Annotated in this window: 11 protein-coding genes and 1 tRNA gene; 6 read left to right on the forward strand and 6 right to left on the reverse strand. The window is 66.8% G+C overall.

Going from position 1 to position 18,457, the window contains the following annotated elements; genetic code table 11:
* Window positions 1-162: 162 nt before the first annotated feature.
* From HNR60_RS01885 to HNR60_RS01895, 3 genes are all read right to left on the reverse strand, one after another.
* A tRNA-Lys gene (locus HNR60_RS01885) sits at window positions 163-238 on the reverse strand.
* A 146-nt stretch (window positions 239-384) separates the two neighbouring features.
* Window positions 385-3,174, reverse strand: coding sequence for a glycosyltransferase (locus tag HNR60_RS01890; RefSeq protein WP_184253708.1), 2,790 nt, complete (start codon window positions 3,172-3,174; stop codon window positions 385-387).
* Window positions 3,175-3,355: 181 nt separating this feature from the next.
* Window positions 3,356-3,919, reverse strand: coding sequence for a beta-1-3, beta-1-6-glucan biosynthesis protein (locus HNR60_RS01895; RefSeq protein ID WP_184253710.1), 564 nt, complete (start codon window positions 3,917-3,919; stop codon window positions 3,356-3,358).
* Between the two features lie 254 nt (window positions 3,920-4,173).
* Between HNR60_RS01895 and HNR60_RS01900 the strand changes: the two genes are divergently transcribed.
* The gene (locus tag HNR60_RS01900) at window positions 4,174-5,799 is read left to right on the forward strand and encodes a glycoside hydrolase family 17 protein (protein WP_184253712.1); all 1,626 of its coding nucleotides are present in this window, start codon (window positions 4,174-4,176) and stop codon (window positions 5,797-5,799) included.
* On the opposite strand, the gene HNR60_RS01905 is transcribed toward HNR60_RS01900, so the two are convergent.
* Together HNR60_RS01905 and HNR60_RS24290 are read right to left on the reverse strand one after the other, a co-directional pair.
* Window positions 5,759-6,139, reverse strand: a complete 381-nt coding sequence (locus tag HNR60_RS01905; RefSeq protein ID WP_011473049.1) for a hypothetical protein — start codon at window positions 6,137-6,139, stop codon at window positions 5,759-5,761. The genes HNR60_RS01900 and HNR60_RS01905 overlap by 41 nt on opposite strands.
* A 99-nt stretch (window positions 6,140-6,238) precedes the next feature.
* The gene (locus HNR60_RS24290; RefSeq protein WP_184253714.1) at window positions 6,239-7,624 is read right to left on the reverse strand and encodes a hypothetical protein; all 1,386 of its coding nucleotides are present in this window, start codon (window positions 7,622-7,624) and stop codon (window positions 6,239-6,241) included.
* A 172-nt stretch (window positions 7,625-7,796) separates the two neighbouring features.
* Here HNR60_RS24290 and glmU point away from each other — a divergent pair, with 172 nt between their 5' ends.
* The 3 genes from glmU to HNR60_RS01925 all read left to right on the forward strand — a co-directional run bounded on the left by glmU (window position 7,797) and on the right by HNR60_RS01925 (window position 12,179).
* Window positions 7,797-9,173: a bifunctional UDP-N-acetylglucosamine diphosphorylase/glucosamine-1-phosphate N-acetyltransferase GlmU gene (glmU, locus tag HNR60_RS01915; RefSeq protein WP_184253716.1), complete on the forward strand. Its 1,377-nt coding sequence runs from the start codon at window positions 7,797-7,799 to the stop codon at window positions 9,171-9,173.
* Window positions 9,174-9,307: 134 nt separating this feature from the next.
* Window positions 9,308-11,134, forward strand: coding sequence for a glutamine--fructose-6-phosphate transaminase (isomerizing) (gene glmS / locus HNR60_RS01920; RefSeq protein WP_184253718.1), 1,827 nt, complete (start codon window positions 9,308-9,310; stop codon window positions 11,132-11,134).
* Between the two features lie 247 nt (window positions 11,135-11,381).
* Entirely contained in the window at window positions 11,382-12,179 is a 798-nt protein-coding gene (locus tag HNR60_RS01925) for a DUF502 domain-containing protein (RefSeq protein ID WP_184253720.1), read from the forward strand.
* 153 nt (window positions 12,180-12,332) lie between these two features.
* On the opposite strand, the gene recG is transcribed toward HNR60_RS01925, so the two are convergent.
* Window positions 12,333-14,432 carry an ATP-dependent DNA helicase RecG gene (gene recG, locus HNR60_RS01930; RefSeq protein ID WP_184253722.1) on the reverse strand — a complete coding sequence of 700 codons (2,100 nt, stop codon included), beginning with the start codon at window positions 14,430-14,432 and terminating at the stop codon, window positions 12,333-12,335.
* Between the two features lie 160 nt (window positions 14,433-14,592).
* Between recG and HNR60_RS01935 the strand changes: the two genes are divergently transcribed.
* Both HNR60_RS01935 and mfd read left to right on the forward strand, forming a co-directional pair.
* On the forward strand, window positions 14,593-14,883 hold the full coding sequence (locus tag HNR60_RS01935) for an FAD assembly factor SdhE (protein WP_184253724.1): 291 nt from the start codon (window positions 14,593-14,595) through the stop codon (window positions 14,881-14,883).
* A complete protein-coding gene (mfd, locus tag HNR60_RS01940; RefSeq protein ID WP_184253726.1) occupies window positions 14,880-18,398 on the forward strand; it encodes a transcription-repair coupling factor in 3,519 nt (1,172 codons plus the stop codon). Before HNR60_RS01935 ends, mfd begins: the two co-directional genes overlap by 4 nt.
* The last annotated feature ends 59 nt before the right edge of the window (window positions 18,399-18,457 follow it).

Here is an 18,457-nt window from a genome sequence, read left to right on the forward strand (position 1 = left end):
CGTGCTCGCCGCCGCCGGCTACAACTTCAGGCTCCTGGTCCTCTGGCTCAGCCTTTTGCGCGCCTGGTTGGCCGCCATCATGCGAACCAAACCGCTGCCATCAACGAGCCGTCAGGTCGCTTGATTGGCCTTCTTCACGGACGACTATTTATCTTGATTTCATGGTGAGCGCGGAGGGACTCGAACCCTCGACCCCATGATTAAAAGTCACGTGCTCTACCGTCTGAGCTACGCGCTCACGTGGCGTGCTGTGTAGGGGGCGGGACGGGGCGGGTCAAGCCCGTGCCGGATCGCGACAGCAACGTTGTGGACGCCGAAACGGCTTGGCGTCCCATGGTCTTATCCGGCGGGCTTCGCCCGGTCCGTGAACCGCCCAGGAGGCGATTACACGGTATCGCGGTGGATTTCCGAGGCCACCGGCTGCGGCGCCGGCATCGCCGCCGGCACGGTCTTGGGCAACGCCACCGGCCGCAGCCCGATCAATTCGGCGGTGCGCACGCCGGTGTTGGTCCAGAACGCGAAGGAATTGATCCGCGAGTTCTCCAGGATGGCGATCGCCACCGCGGCCAGGAACGGCAGGCTCTGCAGCACCAGCACGGCGGCGAAGATGTAGATCTCGTGGACTTCCTTGTAGGCGTTGGAGGCCACCAGCACGGCGGCGCCGACCAGCAGCAGCACGCCGATCACCGCTTCCCAGAACGCCTGGAACTCGACCGACATCAGCGAGAAGCCGCCCTTCGAGGTGCGGGCGAAGGCGAGGTGCTCGGTGATCAGGCCCTGCGCCACCGCGCGCGACACCGTCCATTGCACCGACATCGCCGCGATCATCGCGCCCAGCATCCGCGGCACGGTGATGTTCACCCGCAGCCGGTACAGCACCAGGAAGTGCGCCAGCGTCACCACGAAGGAGGCGATGATCGGCAGCGTCAGGATCTTGTCGGGGATCGCGATGTCGGCGAATACGACGATCGGCACCCAGATCAGATTGAGGATCGCCACCACCACGCCGAGGCTTTCGGCGCCGAGCCAGTTCAGCCAGCCCAGCGCGAATTCCCGCCTTTGATCCGGCGTCAGCCGGCTGGCGCCCGGCAGGAAGCGCCGCCAATGCTTCTTGATGATCTGGAAGCCGCCATAGGCCCAGCGATGCCGCTGCTTCTTGAACGCCTCGTAGGTGTCCGGCAATAGGCCATAGCCGTAGCGGCGGTTGGTGTAATGGGTCAGCCAGCCGTGCTCGATGATCTCGAGGCCGAGGTCGCTATCCTCGCAGATGGTGTCGCCGGCCCAGCCGCCGACCATCTCCATCGCGGCGCGGCGGATCAGGCACATCGTGCCGTGCACGATGATGGCGTTGAGCTCGTTGCGCTGCACCATGCCGATGTCGAAGAACCCGGCATATTCGCCGTTCATGATGTAGTGCATCAGCGTGCGGTCGCCGTCGCGGTGGTCCTGCGGCGCCTGCACCAGCCCGACCCGCGGGTCGTCGAACGCCGGCACCAGGTCCTTCAGCCAGTCCGGCTCGACCATGTAGTCGGCGTCGATGATGCCGATGATCTCGGCGTCGACCGCGGTGCGCTCCATGGCGATGCGCAGCGCGCCGGCCTTGAAGCCCTCGACCTTTTCGGCATTGATGAATTTGAAGCGCTCGCCGAGTTCGCGGCAGTGGTCCTGGATCGGCTGGGTGAATTCCGGATCCGGCGTGTTGTTGATGATCACCACGCATTCGAAATTCGGGTAATCCAGCCGCGCGACGGCATCCAGCGTCTGCTTCAGCATATCCGGCGGCTCGAAATAGGCCGGGATATGGATCGACACCTTCGGCATCTTGGGCGCGTCGGCCGCGGCGCCAGCCGCGGCGCCGGCTTCGCCCGCCTCGGCCTGCACCATGTCGGCGGAGGGCGCGGCTGCAGCCAGCGCGAGCGGCGGCGACGCCACGGTCGGCGGCGGCGCGAGCGTCGCGGCCGGCTTTTTCAACAGCCGGATCGGCGCGCGGCCGAACGCGACCGCGGCGATTTCCTCGATCCGCGCCATCGCGATCAGAACCAGCGGCACCAGCAGGATCAGGCCGAGCGTCAGCGCCAGCGCCGAGCCGAACACGAAATAATGCCCGGTCCAATAGGCGAACACGGTGGCGACCCAGGCGCCGACACCGTGGGCGGCCGCCGACAGCAGGAACGACTGCATCGCGCTGGGCTGCGCCAGCCGCAGGATCGGCGTCGACAAAAGGATGCCGACCAACAGCGCGATGCCGGCGAGTTTCCAATAGGCCGGATCGACCACCGGGCCGCTCCAGGCGAATTTCGGTTCGCGCGCCGCGTTGAGGATGCCCCAATACGGACCGACGCCGCCTTCGAAGAACTTCCAGGGCTGATCGATCGCCTCGACGATGTTGTATTCCATGCCGACGGCTTCGGCGCGGTTGACGAAATTGCGCAGCGTCACCGCCTGCTCGAACGGGCCGGGCACCGCGTCCTTGAGATTGTAGCCGGCGGAGGGCCAGCCGAATTCGGCGATCACGATGCGCTTGCCGGGAAACGCGTCGCGCAGCTTCTGATAGATGATCAGCGCCTGGTCGACCGCCTTGGTGTCGGAAAAACCTTCCCAATAGGGCAGGATGTGCGCGGCGATGAAGTCGACCGAGGAGGCGAGCTCGGGATGCTCGAGCCAGATGTTCCAGATCTCGCCGGTGGTCACCGGGACGTTGACCTGGCCCTTGACGCGCTGGATCAGCTTGATGAGGTCTTCGACCTTCTGCTCGCCGCGGTAGATGGTTTCGTTGCCGACCACGATGCCGTTGACGTTGCTGTTGTGCTTGACGAGGTCGATCGCCGACAGCATCTCGCGCTCGTTGCGGTCGACGTTCTTGTCGATCCAGGCGCCGACGGTGACCTTGAGGCCGACTTCGCCGGCGATCGGCGGCACCAGCTCGACGCCGCCGGTCGAGGAGTACAAGCGGATCGCGCGGCTGATCGGCGCCAGCGTCTTCAGGTCGGAGCGGATGCGCTCGGCATTGGGGATGTTGTCGACGTCCGGATGCCCGGTGCCGTCAAACGGTGCGTAGGAGACGCTGGGAAGGATGCCTCGGAAATCCGGCGCCTGCTGCTGTTCCCTGAAGATTCCCCAGATAGCAGCATGAGCGGCGGTGACAAAGACCAGAACGGCGACGACGGCGCGCATCGCGACAAAACCATACGGGGCCAACATGGCAGGGAAACGGACCCGTCCCCGAGGTCCGACCAAGGCTGCGGCAAACCAAGCATAGCTCTGCCACGTCAACAAACAACTGTTATGGCGCCGTGGCGATTTGAGGGCGGCGGCGTTTTCAACCGCCGGAATCTCGCATCGTTCCGGCGTTAGCTCATTTCGCCGCAGGCGGCGCCGGGGTCGGCGCGGGAGCCGCGGCCGGAGCCGGCGTGCTGGCGGCGGACGCTGCCGGCTGCGGCTGCGCGTTGGGATTGATCCAGCAGGCGTGAACCCGGCCGGTCAGGCTGTCCGGCGCCTTCGGGTCGATCGCGCCGAATCGCACCAGGCAGCGGAAGGTCGCCTGCACGTGGCCGCCGGGGCAGCCGAACCGATCGTACAGATCGAGGTGGCGGAACGCGGTGTCGAGATCGTCGCGCCACATCAGGCCGACGACGCGGCGGCCGAGCCAGACGCATTCCGGATTGCCGGCCGGGCCGTTGATCGCCTGCGCGGCTTCGACGAACTCGTCGGTCTTGCGCTGGCTGTCCTTCAGGGCATCGGCGGGGGCAGGGGGGGCGGCGTTATTGGCGGGGGCGGCGGGTTTGTTGCCGGATTGGTCCTGGGCGCGCAGGTCGCCGCTCTGGGCGATCGCTCCTCCGACCCCGATCAGCAGGGCCACTCCACTCACGGCAAGGCAACGCAGCACGGCGTTCTGAAGCTCGATCAGCAGTCCACGCATAAAATCCCCGATTTTTTGCTCTGGCCCGACCGGTCAGACGTCGCAGTCTGTGGTCGTCAATTTAGTCCCGAATACGGCGCAGGCCCTGAGAAATTCCATGACGGACATTTTGGAATTTGTCCAGCAAAGCCGCAATAGATCTTCGCGGATGACTGCCGGGTGAACAACGCGGTGCCGGTGCGAAGTTTCGATTTGCAGCAATCCGGTCTTGGCAGATCGCCGATGACCGGCTAATCGACGGGTCCTCGTGGAGGATGGAACCGATTTCACTTCGCACGCCGCTGGCGCTTCTCCTGGTCTCGTTGGGTCTCATTGTCGCGGCGTGGTGGTGGCTGGCCACGCCGGTCGCCTTGGTGCGCGCGCCGATCGACCCGTCCGACAAATTGGAATGCGTTTCATATGCGCCGTTCCGCGGCAGCCAGACGCCGCTGATCGCCTCGACGAAGATCGCGCCGGAGCAGATCGCGCAGGACCTCGCGCAGCTGGCGACGATCTCGAAATGCGTACGGACCTATTCGGTGCAGAACGGCCTCGACCAGGTGCCGGCGCTGGCGGAGAAGGTCGGCCTGAAAGTGCTTCAGGGGATCTGGCTCGGCAGCAACCGCTACAAGAACCTGGCCGAGATCGCCACCGTAGTCGGGCTGACCAAGGAATATCCCGGCGTGATCAGCGGCGTGGTGGTCGGCAACGAGGTGCTGCTGCGCGGCGAGATGACCGCGGCCGATCTCGCCGCCATGATCCGGCTGGTCAAGCCGCAGGTCCAGGTTCCGGTGACCTATGCGGACGTCTGGGAATATTGGCTGCGCAACCGCGAGGTCTATGAGGCGGTCGATTTCGTCACCATCCATATTCTTCCGTATTGGGAGGACATGCCGGTCCGCGCCAAATACGCCGCAGCCCATGTCGATTCGATCCGCAAGCGGATGGGGGTCGCGTTCCCCGGCAAGGAAATCCTGATCGGCGAGACCGGCTGGCCGAGCGCCGGGCGGATGCGCGAAGGCGCCTTGCCGTCGCGCACCAACCAGGCGCGCGTGGTGGCGGAAATTCTCGATCTGGCCAAGAAGGAGAAATTCCGCGTCAACCTGATCGAGGCCTACGACCAGCCCTGGAAGCGGCAGCTCGAAGGCACCGTCGGCGGCTATTGGGGTCTGATCGGTGCCGACGAGCGGGCGCTGAAATATCCCGCCGGCCAGAGCGTCAATAATTATCCGTTGTGGAAGATCTATCTCGGCTGCGGGCTGGGCTTGAGCGCGCTGGTGTTCGGCGCGGCGATGCTGACGATGCGGCGCCGGCCGTGGTCGCCGCGGCTATTGTCCTGGCTCGGAATCACCGCCTCGGCGACGTCGGCGGGTGTGCTGTTCGGCGTGGCGGCCGACAAGATGATTTATGAGAGCCTCGGCATCGGCGGCTGGATGGCGTGGGGCGGGCTGCTGGCCGCCGCGACGCTGGCGCCTGTTCTGTCGGCCAGTGCGCTGATCTCGGGTCGGGCGCTGCCGACCTTCCTTGAGCTGCTCGGGCCGCGCGAGGGCCGCACCACGTCCTGGCTCGCGCGTGGGCTCGGGCTGACGCTGTTGATCACCACGCTGATCGCCGCGATGACCGCGCTCGGCTTCCTGTTCGATCCGCGCTACCGCGATTTCCCGTTCGCCGCGCTGACCATGGCGGTGGTGCCGTTCTTCGCCTTGATGCTGTTGAACCGGCCGAAGACCGGCACGCGCCCGATTGCGGAGGCGGTGTTCGCCGGGGTGTTGGTGGTGACCGCGCTGTACACCGGCTTCAACGAAGGTCCCAACAACTGGCAGTCGTTGTGGACCTGCGCCGGCTACGTTCTGCTCGGTCTTACGCTGTGGCAGGCGCGGGGCGAGCAAACCCCAAAATAAGCAGGCCGATCGCCAGGCCCGACAGCCCGATATTGTACAGCACGATGCCGAAGCCGGCGGCGACCAGTCCCGCCGTGAGCAGCACGATCGAGGGCCGGATCACGTGCAGCACCGCGATCACCAAGGCGGCGATCCCGAACACCGAATTGCGGAACAGATAGGTCATCAGGATCCGGGTCTTGCACAGCATGGTGGGCAAGCCGGCGTCGCAGGCGAGCGCCACGGTGGACAGCTCGATCGCCAGATAGCGAAGATACAGCGCATAGCCGACGGTGAGAAAGCCGACGATCAGCAGCCATTGCACCTGATACGGGGTCAGTCGGAAGGGTTGTTTTTTCATCCGGCGATTATGCGGCGGTTCGCGCGCCAGGACAACCCGATGCGGCCCTAGCAAGTCGTCGGGGCATCCGTCGCTGCGGGCATCCGTCGATGCGGGGCGTCAGCGGACGCCGAGCAGCGTCATCAGCGGGGATGGTGACGCGGCGGCGGGCGGCGGCGGCGGCGGTGGCGGGTTTGCCGCAACCTGCTCCGGTTCGGCGACCGGCAGCCGCGCGCTGGTGCGCTTGCGGCTCGGCCGTGGCGCGGCCGCTGGTGCGGCGCCACCAGTCGTCCCGGCGGACAATCGCTGTCCGTCGTAGACCGCGGTCTCGCAATAGCGCTCGGCCGCAGCCATCCCGGCGCACAGCTTGGCGGCGGTGGAGGCATCGCTGATCGGTCCCGCGACCAGCCGCAACTGCATGCCGGCGCCGGACGTCCGCTCCTTCACCACCAGCAGCGGCCGCAGCGCCGTCAGCGAGGCGTTGGACTTCAGCAGCCGCTGCCACAGGATCCGCAGCCCCTCGACCGAGTTCGCGCCACCGAGATCGACGCCGAACGCGGTGCGCGGCGCCGCCACCGGCTGCGCCTCGGGTTCGGTCGGTTCAGGATCGACCGCGGCGATCACCGCGGGCGGCGATGCCGGCGACGACGTCGCGGGCGGCGAGGGCGCGGGCGATGCGGCTGCAGACGGCGATGGCTCGGTGAGTTTGGCCGCGGAGGGCTCCGGCGGTCCCAACATCGACTTCGCGGCCACCAGCGGCGCCGGCGGTTTCGGCGTCACCGCCTGCAACTCGGTGAGCGGCCGGCGCGGCGCGGCATCGACCGCCGCGGGGGGCGCGACCACCGCTGGGCTCGGCGCGGCGGTCGCGGCGGCAGTGGTGGGGGGAGCGGGCGGGTTGGCGGTGGGCGGTGCCGAAGCGGCCAGCGGGATCAGCGAGGCGGCCTGGGCGGGCCGCAGCGGCGCCGGCTCGCGCGGCGCGGGCGGCGGCTCGCCGGCGTCTGCAACCACCGTCGCGGGCGGCGGCGGCGCCTTCGGCGGGGGAGCAGGCGTGGCGGCGGCGGCATGTTGCGCCGGGCGCGGCTCGGTGGCGGCTGCGGCGGGCGAAGCCGGGGGGCTGGCGGCCTGGCGCTTGATCGAGCCGGTCACGGTTTCCACGTTCTGTTCGAGCATGGTGATGCGCGAATACAGCCGGTCGCGGTCGCCGTTCAGGGTGTCGATCGCCGACGCCAGCCGATTGGTCTCGGTCTGAGCCTCCTTGGCGATGCGCTGGATCTGCTGCGACTGCCGCGCCAGATCGGCGGCGGCGGCCTGTTCCTGCCGGACCTGGATCGAGGACTGGCTGGCCAGAATGGCGAGCACCAGGGCGCCGATCGACCCGACCGCCCAGGAGCCCAAGCGCCACAGCGCGCGGCGGTCCAAATCCTCCTCCTCGGCGAGCAAGCCCATCAGGCTGCCTTCCGATTCGGTGTTCAGGCTTGCCGCCAGCTCATCGCGATTTTTTGCCATACGACGTCTGCTGCCCCCTCGCAGCAAGGCGAATCACACCTTCGACATTATCAGGGAAACTGCGCACGATTGTCGCTCGTACGACTCCGTGGATCCGGTCGGAGTTTGCAGCGCGGCGAAAAACCCATATGAACGCCGCAGCACCGCAGACCGCCACGGGAATCCGAAAAGCATGTCGCGTCGAACCAGCCTGACTATCGTCCTTGCCGCGGGCGAGGGAACGCGGATGCGCTCCTCGACCCCCAAGGTGCTGCACCCGGTGGCCGGTGAAACCTTGCTCGCCCATGTGCTGAAGGCCGCGCCGCACGGCGACGGCGCGTCACTCGCCGTGGTGGTCGGCCCGGATCACGGTGCGGTGGCCGCCGAGGCCAAGCGGGTGCGGCCCGATGCGGCGGCCTTCGTGCAAGGCGAGCGGCTCGGCACCGCGCATGCCGTGCTGGCCGCGCGCGACGCGATCGCCGCCGGCGCCGACGATCTGCTGATCGCGTTCGGCGACACCCCGCTGATCTCGGCCGACACCTTCGCGCGGCTGCGGCAGCCGTTGCGCGACGGCGCGACGCTGGCGGTGCTCGGGTTTCGGCCCGCCGATCCGACCGGCTACGGCCGCCTGCTGGTCGAAGGCGATCGGCTGGTCGCGATCCGCGAACAGGCCGACGCCAGCGCCGCCGAGCGCGCCATCGGCCTGTGCAACGCCGGAGTGATGGCGTTCGACGGCCGAGCCGCGCTCGGCATCCTGGACAAGATCGGCAAGGCCAACAGCAAGGGCGAATATTATCTGACCGATGCGGTCGCGATCGTGCGCGACCTGGGACTGGAGGCCACCGTGATCGAGACCAGTGAGGACGAAGTTCGCGGCATCAACACCAAGGCGCAGCTCGCCGAGGCCGAAGCGGTGATGCAGGCCAAGCTGCGGCGCGCGGCGCTCGACGCCGGCGTGACGATGATCGCGCCGGAAACGGTGTTTCTCGCCGCCGACACTCAGTTCGGCAAGGACGTGACCATCGAGCCCTTCGTGGTGATCGGGCCCGGCGTCAGCATCGCCGATGGCGCGGTGATCCATTCGTTTTCGCATATCGAGCAGGCGACGATCGGCAAGAAGGCTTCGGTCGGCCCCTTTGCGCGGCTGCGGCCCGGCACCTCGCTCGGCGACGGCGCCAAGATCGGCAATTTCGTCGAGACCAAGGCTGCGATCATCGACGCCGGCGCCAAGGTCAATCACCTCACCTATATCGGCGACGCCCATATCGGCGAGGGCGCCAATATCGGCGCCGGCACCATCACCTGCAATTACGACGGCTTCGGCAAGTACAAGACCGAGATCGGCGCCGGCGCGTTCGTCGGCTCGAACTCCTCGCTGGTGGCGCCGGTGACGATCGGAGCGGGCGCCTATATCGGCTCCGGATCGGTGATCAGCCGCGACGTGCCTGACGATGCCTTGGCGGTTGCGCGCGGCCAGCAGGCGATCAAGCAGGGCTGGGCGAAGCGGTTTCGCGAGGTGAAGTCGCGCGGCAAGGCCAAGCCCGCCGGCGCCGACAAGGACGCCAAGTAGTTCGCCAACGGGTCGGCAGGGTTTACCGTTAAAATTAACGTTGTCTTACTCCGCAATGATTATTGATTAGCTTCGCATTCGCCGAAGCTCGTAAGACCCATTCTGGTTTATCAACCGTGGAGTGATTGATCCGCATGTGCGGCATTGTCGGCATTCTGGGAAATGGTCCGGTAGCGGATCAACTGGTCGATTCGCTGAAGCGTCTTGAGTATCGCGGCTATGATTCCGCCGGCGTCGCCACGCTGGAGGGGACGCATCTGGCGCGACGCCGCGCCGAAGGCAAACTGCGCAACCTGGAAAAGCTGCTGAAGACCTCGCCGCTGCAAGGCCACATCGGCATCGGCCATACCCGCTGGGCGACCCACGGCAAACCGACCGAAAGCAACGCCCATCCGCACGCCACCGCGCGCGTCGCCGTGGTCCACAACGGCATCATCGAGAATTTCCGCGAGCTTCGCCAGCAGCTGGAGAAGCAGGGCGCGGTGTTCAGCAGCGAGACCGACACCGAGGTGGTGGCGCATCTGGTCGACTCTTATCTCGCGATCGGCGCGTCGCCGGAAGACGCCGTCCGGCAGGCTTTGCCGCAACTGCGCGGCGCCTTCGCGCTGGCGTTCATTTTCACCGGCCACGACGATCTCTTGATCGGCGCCCGCAAGGGCTCGCCGCTGGCGATCGGCTATGGCGACGGCGAGATGTATCTCGGCTCGGACGCGATCGCGCTGGCGCCGTTCACCGACACCATCAGCTATCTGGAAGACGGCGACTGGGTGGTGCTGACCCGCAACAGCGCAGTGGTGCGCGACGAGTTGGGCGTCGTCACCGTCCGCGACACGTTGAAATCCGGCGCCTCATCGCTGGTGGTCGACAAGGCCAACTATCGGCACTTCATGGCCAAGGAAATTCACGAGCAGCCCGAAGTGGTCGGCCACACGCTGGCGCGCTACGTCGACATGGCGACCGAGCAGGTCGCCATGCCGGTGACGCTGCCGTTCGATTTCAAGGATATCCAGCGCGTCTCGATCACCGCCTGCGGCACCGCGAGCTACGCCGGCTTCATCGCCAAATACTGGTTCGAACGCTTCGCCCGGGTGCCGGTCGAAGTCGACGTCGCCTCCGAGTTCCGCTACCGCGAGGCGCCGCTGCGCAAGGGCGATCTGGCGATCTTCATCTCGCAGTCCGGCGAAACCGCCGACACGCTGGCGGCGCTGCGCTACGCCAAGTCGCAAGGCCTGCATACGCTGTCGGTGGTCAACGTGCCGACCTCGACCATCGCCCGCGAAAGCGAAGTGGTGCTGCCGACGCTGGCCGGCCCGGAGATCGGCGTCGCCTCGACCAAGGCGTTCACCTGCCAGCTGATGGTGCTGGCGGCGCTGGCGGTTGCGGCCGGCAAGGCGCGCGGCGAATTGTCCGCCGAGGACGAGGGCCGGCTGGTCCATGGCCTCGTGGAAGTTCCGCGGCTGATGGCGGCGGCGCTCGGCACTGAACCGCAGATCGAGAAGCTGGCGCGCGACATCGCCAAGCGCCAGGACGTGCTCTATCTCGGCCGCGGCACCAGCTATCCGCTGGCGCTGGAAGGCGCGCTGAAGTTGAAGGAAATCTCCTACATCCACGCCGAAGGCTATGCGGCGGGCGAACTCAAGCACGGCCCGATCGCGCTGATCGACGAGAACATGCCGGTGGTGGTGATCGCGCCGTTCGACCGGGTGTTCGAGAAGACGGTGTCGAACATGCAGGAGGTGGCGGCGCGCGGCGGCAACATCATCCTGATGACCGACGCCAAGGGCGCCGCCGAGGCGACCATCGAGTCGACGGTCACCATCATCCTGCCCGACATGGCGGCGGCGTTCACGCCGATGATCTACGCCATCCCGGTGCAGCTTCTGGCCTACCACACCGCCGTGGTGATGGGCACCGACGTCGATCAGCCGCGGAATCTCGCCAAGTCGGTGACCGTCGAATAGGCAAACCGTCGCAGGCCGCCCGCGGCGGATCTTCGCCAAATTTCGATCCGTGGCAATAATCTTCTGATTACAAAAGGTTATCGCGCGTTTGCGATCGATAATATTATCCCCGGGAAGGCTCTCGGTTGGCATTCGACATGCAATAGTCTGCACGATGGTCTGCTAGAATGCGCGGCAGCGCCGTCGGCTCGGACGGCGTTGACGATTCGTGGTCCAGCCACGATGTTCTTCCAAATGACCTGGATCCATGATGACCCGTAACGATCAATCCCCCACCGAAGGCCCCCTCGAGCTCCCGCACGACCCGCCCCGCGGCTTCATGGCGCGGATCCGCAACTATTTCCTCACCGGGCTGATCGTGGCCGGCCCGATCGCCATCACGTTCTATCTGACCTGGTCGTTCGTGACCTGGGTCGACGCCTTCGTGCGGCCGTTCGTGCCGGCCGACTATCGCCCGGAAACCTACCTGCAGCACTACCTGCCGTTCGGCGTGCCGGGCTCCGGGCTGGTGGTGGCGTTCGTGGCGCTGACGCTGCTCGGCTTCCTCACCGCCAATCTGATCGGCCGCACCCTGGTCGATCTCGGCGAGCGGCTGCTCGGCCGGATGCCGGTGGTGCGGGCGATCTATCGCGGGCTGAAGCAGGTGTTCGAGACGCTGTTCTCGGCCACCGGCTCCAGCTTCCGCAAGGTCGGCCTGGTGGAATTTCCGGCGCCGGGGATGTGGTCCTTGGTGCTGATCTCGCAGCCGCCTGGCGAGGAGATCGCCACCAAGCTGCCGGGTCGCGACGAGCACATGTCGGTGTTCCTGCCTTGCGCGCCGAACCCGACCACCGGGTTCTTCTTCTACGTGCCGAAGAGCAAGGTGATCGAAGTCGACATGACCGCCGAGGCCGCGGCGACGCTGATCATGTCGGCGGGCGTGGTGCAGCCGGGCTCCGATCCGCAGAAGAAGATCGCCGCCTTGGCCGGCACCGTGATGGCCGCCCGCGCCGTCAGCGATGCGCCGGAATCGGCGTTCTCGCGGCGGCCGGCGAAGGTCGATTAGAGATTTGTGGAATTGATTTGAGTCATTCCGGGGCGCGCGCAGCGATAGCTGCGAGCGAACCCGGAATCTCGCTCCACGCTCTGGCTGCCGCAAGATTCCGGGTTCGCTCGGCCTTTCGGCCTCGCGCCCCGGAATGACCGCGCATCGAGATAATCACCCCGCGCCGATCAGCGGCAGCGCCTCGTCGCGTTCGAACAGATAGAGCAGGCAGCGCAGCGCCTCGCCGCGCTCGCCCTTGAGCTTCGGATTGTCCTTGAGGATCTGCAGCGCCTCGTCGCGGGCCTGCGCGATCAGCTGCGCATGCACCTCGGGCCGCGCGATCCGGTAGCCGGGCAGGCCGCTCTGGCGGGTGCCGAGCACGTCGCCTTCGCCGCGCAGCTTGAGATCCTCCTCGGCGATCCGGAAGCCGTCGGTGGTCTCGCGGATCACCCGCAGCCGCGCCGCCGACATTTCGCCGAGCGGCTCCTTGTAGAGCAGCAGGCAGGTTGAGGATTCCGAGCCGCGGCCGATGCGGCCGCGCAGCTGGTGCAATTGCGCGAGGCCAAAGCGCTCGGCGTTCTCGATCACCATGATGGTGGCGTCAGGCACGTCGACGCCGACTTCGACCACGGTGGTGGCGACCAGCAGGCCGATTTCGTGGGCAGCGAATTGCGCCATCACCCGGTCCTTGTCGGGGCCGCGCATCTTGCCGTGCACCAGGCCGACGCGGTCGCCATAGCGGAATTTCAGGCTCTCGAAGCGCTGCTCGGCGTCGGTGAGATTGACCGTTTCGGATTCCTCGACCAGCGGGCAGATCCAGTACACCAGCTTGCCGGCGCCGAGCGCGCGGCCGACCGCGTCCATCACCTCGGCGAGCCGGCTGTTCGGCACCGCGCGGGTGTCGATCGGCTGCCGGCCGGCCGGCTTCTCGCGCAACTCAGAGAGGTCCATGTCGCCGAAATAGCTCAGCACCAAGGTGCGCGGAATCGGCGTCGCGCTCAGCACCAGCACATCGACGGCGGCGCCCTTGCTGGTGAGCGCGAGGCGCTCGCGCACCCCGAAACGATGCTGCTCGTCGACCACCGCCAGCGCCAGGTCGTTGAACAGAACGTCGTCCTGGATCAGCGCGTGGGTGCCGACCAGGCAGTGAATCTCGCCGCTCGCGAGCGCGGCGAGAATCTCGCGGCGCTCCTTGCCTTTCTCGCGCCCGGTGAGAATCGCCACCCGCAAGCCGGCATGTGCCGCGAGCGGCGCGATGGTCTTGAAATGCTGCCGCGCCAGAATTTCGGTCGGCGCCATCAGCGCCGCCTGTTTGCCGACTTCGGCCACCGCCGCTGCGGCGAGCAGCGCCACCACGGTCTTGCCGGAGCCGACGTCGCCCTGCAGCAGCCGCAGCATCCGCACCGGCTGGCGCAAATCCTCGGCGATCGCCGCGGCGGCGGCCTGCTGCGACGCCGTCAGCGCGTAGGGCAGCGCGTCGATGATCTTGGCCCGCAATCCGCCATCGCCTGCGTTGCGGGTGCCGGCGGGCCGGCGCAACTGCGCACGCACCAGCGCCAGCGCCAATTGCCCGGCGAGCAATTCGTCATAGGCGAGGCGCGACCAGAACGGCCCGTCGGGCAGGATGTCAGTGAGCTCAACCGGGCGATGCACCCGCTCCAGCACCTCGGCGAACGGCGGAAAGCCGCAACGCCGCAGCACTTCCGGCGCGGTCCATTCCGGCAGCGTCGGCAATTTCAGCAGCGCCTGCGCGACGGCGCGGCGCAACGATCCGACCGCCAGGCCCTCGGTGAGCGGATACACCGGATCGATGCCGGAGAGCAGCGCGAGGCCGGCCTCGTCGACCACGCGGTCCGGATGCACGATCTGCAGCGTGCCGTCGAACATCTGCGCGGTGCCGGAGACGTAGCGCTTCTCGCCGACCGGCAGCAGCTTTTCGACATAGCCCGGCTGGGCGCGGAAATAGGTCAGCACCACGTCGCCGGTGTCGTCGCTGGCATAGACCAGATGCGGCGCGCGGGAGCGGCCTTGCGGCGCCGGCCGATGCCGGTCGACGGTGACTTCCAGCGTCACCACCGTGCCCGGCACCGCGTCGCGGATTTTCGGCCGCGCCCGGCGGTCGATCACGCTGACCGGCAGATGCAGCAACAGATCGACCAGCCGCGGCGTCTCGCTGCGGTCGAGCAGATAGCGGAACAGCTTGTCCTGCTTCGGCCCGACACCGGGCAGACTGGTGATCGGTGCGAACAAGGGATTGAGCAGCGGAGGGCGCATCGAACGACTCTGGGCCACGGAACGTGCCGGCAATCGACGACGATTGAATGCATTTTGCGCCGAATGCAATGCGCGATCAGAGGCTGACAGCGGCGGAGTGGGCCGCTATATCAATCGCGCCCGGCACGTCCGGGCTTTCGGCGTTCAGACAGGTTTGACAATGACAGGAACGACACGATCCAGCGGCGATCTCGACGTCCGGCGCAAGCGGCTTTTGTTCCAGTGCTGGCACCGCGGCACCCGCGAGATGGATCTGATCCTCGGCCAGTTCGCCGACGCCGAGATCGGCACTTTGACCGATCATGAAGTCGACGAGCTGGAGCAACTGATCGAGCTCACCGATCACGAGCTCTATGCCGCGGTGACCGGCGACGCCGCGCTGCCGGCGCAATTCCAGGGCGGGCTGTTCGAGCGCATCAAGACCTACGGCAACATGGACCGCGACGCATGAAATCACCGACCCGCTCGCCCGCGGAATTGCTCGCCCCCGGGCAGGCTCTGACCTTCGCCAACGTCGCCGAGAGCGCCGAGGGGCTGATCGTTTCGGATCTGGCGCGCGCGGTCGCGGCGCGGCCGAAGCCGCCGGCGGTGTCGCTCGCGGTGATCTGCCGCGACGGCCCGCGGATGCAGCAATTGGCGCGCTCGCTGGAGTTCTTCGCGCCGGACTTGGCGGTGATGCAATTCCCGGCGTGGGATTGCCAGCCCTACGACCGGGTGTCGCCGCATGGCGGCGTGCTGGCGCAGCGCCTGACCACGCTGGCGCGGTTGTCGCGGCTGAAGGGCAGCGACAAGCCGCTGATCGTGCTGACCACGGTCAACGCCGTGGTGCAGCGGGTGCCGGCGCGCGAAGTGATCGCCGCGCAGGCGCTGTCGGTGGCACCCGGCCACGCGGTGTCGATGGAGTCGATCGTCGCCTGGCTCGAGCACAACGGCTACAGCCGCTCCTCGACGGTGCGCGAGCCCGGCGAATACGCGGTGCGCGGCGGCATCCTCGATCTGTTTCCGGCCGGGCTCGATCAGCCGGTGCGCTTCGACTTCTTCGGCGATACGCTGGAATCGATCCGCACCTTCGACGCCGAGACCCAGCGCACGCTGCTCGACATGCGCGCGCTCGATCTGGTGCCGATCTCGGAATTCCAACTGGTCACCGACACCATCCGCAAATTCCGCATGGGCTATGTCGCCGAATTCGGCGCGCCGCTGCGCGACGATCAGCTTTATGAAGCGGTCAGCGAAGGCCGCCGCTATCCCGGCATGGAGCACTGGCTGCCCTTGTTCCAGGAGCGGATGGACACGCTGTTCGACTATCTCGACCGCACCCCGATAGCGATCGAACCCCAAGGCGAAGACGCCGCGCGCGAACGCTTCAAGCAGATCAGCGATTACTATCTGGCGCGGCGCGAGGCGCGGGACATTCCCGGCGGCGGCGCGATCTACAATCCGCTGCCGCCGGATCGGCTGTATCTGGCCGAGCCCGAATGGGAGAAGCGACTGCAAGGCGTGGCGCTCGCCCGGCTGACGCCGTTCGCGGTGCCGGCCGACGACGGCCACGTCATCGATGCCGCGGCGCGGGCCGGCCGCAACTTCGCGCCGGAGCGCGCCGACGCCGCGGTCAACGTGTTCGCGGCCGTGGTGGCGCATGTCCAGGCGCTGCAGGGCCAGCGCAAGAAGGTGGTGGTGGCGCTGTGGAGCGAAGGCTCGCGCGACCGCATGGCGAGCATGTTGAAGGACCACAAGCTGCTCAACCTTACATCCGTGAATTCCTGGCGCACGGTGCAGGCGACGCCGCGCAACGAGGCGATGCTGGCGGTGGTCGGAATGGAGGCCGGCTTCGAGACCGACACTATCGCGGTGATCAGCGAGCAGGACATTCTCGGCGACCGCTTGGTGCGGCCGCGCAAGGCCAGCCGCAAGCTCGACAACTTCATCTCCGAAGTCACCAGTCTTTCGGCCGGCGACCTCGTGGTTCATGTTGAGCACGGCATCGGCCGTTTCGTCGGGCTGCAGACGCTGGAGGTCGGCGGCGCGCCGCATGACTGCCTCGAGCTGCACTACGCCGCCGAGACCAAGCTGTTTCTGCCGGTCGAAAACATCGAGCTGTTGTCGCGCTACGGCTCCGACCACGCCCATGTCGAGCTTGATAGGCTCGGCGGCTCCGGCTGGCAGGCGCGCAAGGCCAAGCTGAAGAACCGCATCCGCGAAATGGCCGGCGAGCTGATCAAGATCGCCGCCGAACGGCATCTGCGCGAAGCGCCGAAGCTGGTGATACAGCCGCATCTCTACGACGAGTTCTGCGCGCGGTTTCCCTATGACGAGACCGAGGATCAGCTCGGCGCCATCAACGCGTCGCTGCAGGATCTCGAAAGCGGCAAGCCGATGGACCGGCTGGTCTGCGGCGACGTCGGCTTCGGCAAGACCGAAGTGGCATTGCGCGCCACCTTTGCGGTGGCGATGGAAGGTAAGCAGGTCGCCGTGGTGGTGCCGACCACGCTTTTGGCGCGGCAACACGCGCGCAATTTCACCGAGCGGTTTCGCGGTTTTCCGGTCAATGTCGGCCAGGCCTCCCGGCTGGTGCCGCCGAAAGAACTCTCAAAGGTCAAGAAGGGCATTGCGGAGGGCGCCATCGACATCGTGGTCGGCACCCACGCGCTGCTCGGCAAGTCGATCAAGTTCAAGGACCTCGGCCTTATCGTGGTGGATGAAGAGCAGCATTTCGGCGTCAGTCACAAGGAGCGGCTGAAGCAATTGCGCGCCGAGGTGCACGTGCTGACGCTGAGCGCCACGCCGATTCCCCGCACGCTGCAACTGGCGCTGACCGGGGTGCGCGATCTGTCGATCATCGCCTCGCCGCCGGTCGATCGATTGGCGGTGCGCACCTTCGTGGCGCCGCACGATCCGTTGATGATCCGCGAGGCGCTATTGCGCGAGCGCTATCGTGGCGGCCAGGCGTTCTATGTCTGCCCGCGGATCGAGGATCTCGCCGGCGTCAAGGATTTCCTCGACAAGCACGTCCCGGAGATGAAGGTCGCGGTCGCCCACGGCCAGATGCCGCCGACGGTGATCGAAGACATCATGTCGGCGTTCTACGACGGCAAATACGACATCCTGCTGTCGACCACCATCGTCGAGTCGGGTCTCGATATTCCCAACGCCAACACGCTGATCGTGCATCGCGCCGACATGTTTGGTCTGGCGCAGCTCTATCAGCTGCGCGGCCGGGTCGGGCGCTCGAAACTACGCGCCTATGCGCTGTTCACGCTGCCGTCGCAGCACCAGATCACCGCGCAGGCGGAGCGCCGGCTCAAAGTGCTGCAGTCGCTGGAGACGCTCGGCGCCGGCTTCCAGCTCGCCTCGCACGATCTCGATATCCGCGGCGCCGGCAATCTCTTGGGCGAAGAGCAGTCCGGCCACATCAAGGAGGTCGGCTTCGAACTGTACCAATCGATGCTGGAAGAAGCGATCGTCAACCTCAAGGCCGGCGTGGTCGAGCCGGTCGCCGACCGCTGGTCGCCGCAGATCACCATCGGCATGCCGGTGCTGATCCCGGAGGAGTTCGTCGCCGATCTGTCGGTGCGGCTGTCGCTGTATCGCCGGCTCGCCGATCTCGACACCGACGAGGAGATCGACGCCTTCGCCGCCGAACTACGCGACCGCTTCGGCCTGTTGCCGGACGAGGTGCGCTATCTGTTCAAGGTCGCGGCGATCAAGGCGTATTGCCGCCGCGCCAATGTCGAGAAGGTCGATGCCGGCCCGAAGGGCGTGGTGATTTCGTTCCGCGACAACTCGTTCGCGCAGCCGGATCGCTTGGTGTTCTTCATCAAGCAGCACGGCAAGGCCGCCAAGGTGCGGCCGGACATGAAGGTGGTGTTCCTGCAGGACTGGGAAACCCCGGAAGAGCGCCTGATCGGCACCACCGAAATCCTGCGCCAGCTCGCCAATTTGGCGGAAGACCGCAAGGCGGCTTAGGGCGGGCGCGGTCACAGGTTTGCCACAAGGAAAATGGCCATCGGCATCGGCGCCGATGG

This window comes from Rhodopseudomonas rhenobacensis (assembly GCF_014203125.1).
Lineage (GTDB): Bacteria > Pseudomonadota > Alphaproteobacteria > Rhizobiales > Xanthobacteraceae > Rhodopseudomonas_A > Rhodopseudomonas_A rhenobacensis.